Origin of the sequence: Azospirillum sp. TSO5, assembly GCF_003116065.1 — a bacterium.
Lineage (GTDB): Bacteria > Pseudomonadota > Alphaproteobacteria > Azospirillales > Azospirillaceae > Azospirillum.
Genome location: NZ_LGQY01000192.1, coordinates 1 through 3,469 on the forward strand (window position 1 = coordinate 1; position 3,469 = coordinate 3,469).

At 63.7% G+C, this 3,469-nt stretch carries 3 protein-coding genes; 2 read left to right on the forward strand and 1 reads right to left on the reverse strand.

Annotated features, from left to right (window positions below):
* A partial coding sequence (locus TSO5_RS31930) for a HAMP domain-containing protein (RefSeq protein WP_199231082.1) occupies positions 1–1,814 on the reverse strand: 1,814 nt, incomplete at its 3' end.
* A gap of 557 nt (positions 1,815–2,371) precedes the next feature.
* Here TSO5_RS31930 and TSO5_RS33760 point away from each other — a divergent pair.
* Together TSO5_RS33760 and msrP are read left to right on the forward strand one after the other, a co-directional pair.
* Complete coding sequence (locus tag TSO5_RS33760; RefSeq protein WP_282183548.1) at positions 2,372–2,503, forward strand: hypothetical protein; 132 nt, start codon at positions 2,372–2,374, stop codon at positions 2,501–2,503.
* A 97-nt stretch (positions 2,504–2,600) separates the two neighbouring features.
* The coding region (gene msrP, locus TSO5_RS31940; protein ID WP_109155373.1) for a protein-methionine-sulfoxide reductase catalytic subunit MsrP at positions 2,601–3,469 on the forward strand (869 nt) is incomplete at its 3' end.

The window sequence follows — 3,469 nt, forward strand, 5'->3', positions numbered from 1 at the left end:
TTCACGTCGACGGTGATCTTCTTCGACAAGTCGCCGTTGGCGACCGCCGTCGTCACTTCCGCGATGTTGCGCACCTGACCCGTCAGGTTGGTCGCCATCGCGTTCACGCTGTCGGTCAAGTCCTTCCAGGTGCCGCCGACACCCTTCACCTGGGCCTGACCGCCCAGCTTGCCCTCGGAGCCCACCTCTCTTGCGACGCGCGTCACTTCGGAGGCGAAGCTGTTCAACTGGTCCACCATCGTGTTGATGGTGTTCTTCAACTCAAGAATTTCGCCCTTCACCGGCACGGTGATCTTCTTGGACAGATCGCCGTTGGCGACGGCGGTCGTCACATCGGCGATGTTGCGGACCTGACCGGTCAGGTTCGCCGCCATCAAGTTCACGCTGTCGGTCAGGTCCTTCCAGGTGCCGCCCACGCCCTCCACGCGCGCCTGACCACCCAGCTTGCCTTCCGAGCCCACCTCTCTTGCGACGCGCGTCACTTCCGAAGCGAAGCTGTTCAGCTGGTCCACCATCGTGTTGATGGTGGATTTCAGTTCAAGGATCTCACCCTTCACGTCGACGGTGATCTTCTTCGACAGGTCACCCGTCGCGACCGCCGTGGTCACGTCGGCGATGTTGCGGACCTGACCGGTCAGGTTGGCCGCCATCATGTTCACACTGTCGGTCAGGTCCTTCCAGGTGCCGCCGACACCTTCCACCTTGGCCTGACCGCCCAGCTTGCCTTCCGAGCCCACCTCGCGCGCCACGCGCGTCACTTCCGAGGCGAAGCTGTTCAACTGGTCCACCATGGTGTTGATGGTGGATTTCAGCTCCAGAATTTCGCCCTTCACGTCGACGGTGATCTTCTTCGACAGGTCGCCCTTGGCGACCGCCGTCGTCACCTCCGCGATGTTGCGGACCTGACCGGTCAGGTTTTCCGCCATCATGTTCACGTTGTCGGTCAGGTCCTTCCAAGTACCGCCGACACCTTCCACCTTGGCCTGACCGCCCAGCTTGCCTTCGGAGCCCACTTCGCGCGCCACGCGCGTCACTTCCGAGGCGAAGCTGTTCAACTGGTCCACCATCGTGTTGATGGTGGATTTCAGCTCCAGGATTTCGCCCTTCACGTCGACGGTGATCTTCTTCGACAAATCGCCCTTGGCGACCGCCGTCGTCACCTCCGCGATGTTGCGGACCTGACCGGTCAGGTTAGCCGCCATCACGTTGACGTTCTCGGTCAGATCCTTCCAGGTGCCGGCAACGCCCTTCACCTGGGCCTGACCGCCCAGCTTGCCCTCGATCCCGACCTCGCGCGCCACGCGCGTCAGTTCGGTGGTGACGGTGACCAGCTGCTCAACCATGGTGTTGACGTTGCGGGCGGTGCGCAGGAACTCGCCCTGCAGCGGGCGGCCTTCGATTTCCAGCGCCATGGTCTTGGACAGGTCGCCCTTGGCGACGGCGCCGATGACGCGGGCGATTTCCGTCGTCGGCTGGATCATGTCGCCGACCAGCGTGTTGATGCTGTCGACGCAGGTTTCCCACCCGCCGGAGGCGTTGTTCAGCTTGGCGCGCTGGCTGATGCGGCCTTCCTTCCCGATGGCGACGCTGAGCCGGCTGGTCTCGGTAGTCAGGTTGTGGTTCAGCTCGACCACGTCATTGAAAGCGGCGGCGATCTCGCCGTCGATCCCGGTGAGGTCGAGCGGCAGCCGCACCGAGAAATCGCCCTTGCGCAGTTGTCGCAGGGCCATCAGCAGAACCTTCGGATCCAACGCGTCCGCCGTCTCGACCATCGCCGTCATGCCGTTCCCCAATCCGCGCGCCGAGCCCACCATGGACCGCGCTCCGCCCATCCCCGAAATCGCTCTGTAAAACCGCTCTGCTGCGCGGTGGAAGAAAACGCAAGCCAACACAACCGGAATGCCGAATGCCCGCAACAAGGCTGTGCGTACATCGCCCCAGTCAGAAGATTGACTGCGCAGTCCTACAGCCCCGCACGATGAAGTAAAGGCGATTCCGGTCAATTTAGCCTTTCGTAGGCGGCGCGAATTCGTGCGGAAGGGTTATGCCTATGACTTATGACGGAGAGGGCCGGTTCTTGCGCTTGTCCGGCTTCATCAGCTCGTTCATTCAGCCGAATGACCATTGCGCATCGAGAGGGTGCCGGAACGATTCACCCGCTGTCATCGTTAAGGTTCCAACCCACGGCGGGTCTTTCCGGCACCGGCCGCCTCCCGCGGGGCAAGACAACCCGACCTTCTTCACAGCCCGGGGCTTGGCCATGACTCTGTGGACATTTACCATGCAGGCTTCGATGTGCTGCATGTTCTCTTGGATGCGCGCCTGCCACCAAGGCGTGGCCTTGGCCCATTCTTTCGCCGGAATGCCCGGATTGCCGATCCTCAGCCCGCCGCGCCCGCCGGCCGACGTGCTGCCCTTTCCGGCGCGGCGCGCGGCGCGCGGCGGCGGGTTCGGCGGTGCATTGGCCGGACCGGCGGAGGTGATCCCGCTGGGCCGGCGCTGACCGCCCGTTCACGCAATCGTGTAGACCCCGTGATTTGCCGTCGGCCGGCTGCGGACCTATGGTTAGTGGCAGGAATGGTCCGTTCGGGAGAGGGTCGATGCTGTTCAATTTCCCCACCGCGTCGCAGGCGCGCGAAGACGAGGTGACGCCGCGGGAGCTTTTCCTGTCGCGCCGCAGCCTGATGGCCGGTGGCGCCGCCGCGATGGCGCTGGGCAGCCTGCCGGTGTGGAGCGGCACCGCGCTGGCAGCAGCCTTCGAGGCGCCGACCACGATCAAGCCGGCCGATCCGAAGTTCGATCCGACGACGCCGATGAAGTCGGCCACCACCTATAACAACTTTTACGAGTTCGGCACCGGCAAGAGCGATCCCGCCGAGAATGCCGGCACGCTGAAGACGCGCCCATGGGAAATCGCCATCGGCGGCGAGGTCGCCAAGCCGATGACCATCGGCATCGAGGACATGCTGAAATTCCCGATGGAGGAGCGCATCTACCGCCTGCGTTGCGTCGAAGGCTGGTCGATGGTGATCCCCTGGGTCGGCTTCCCGCTGGCCGAGTTGCTGAAGCGGGTGGAGCCGACCGACAACGCCAAATACGTCGCCTTCCAGACCCTGAACGACCCGAAGCAGATGCCCGGCCTGCGTTCCTGGGTGCTGAATTGGCCCTATACCGAGGGGCTGCGGCTGGACGAGGCGATGCACCCCCTGACCCTGCTGGCCGTCGGCATGTATGGCGAGGTTCTGCCCAACCAGAACGGCGCGCCGATCCGGCTGGTGGTGCCGTGGAAGTACGGCTTCAAGTCGATCAAGTCGATCGTCAAGATCACGCTGGTGAAGGACCAGCCGCCGACCGCCTGGAACAAGGCTCAGTCGAGCGAATACGGCTTCTATTCCAACGTCAATCCGGAGGTCGACCATCCGCGCTGGAGTCAGGCGACCGAACGGCGGGTCGGAGAATTCTCCCGCCG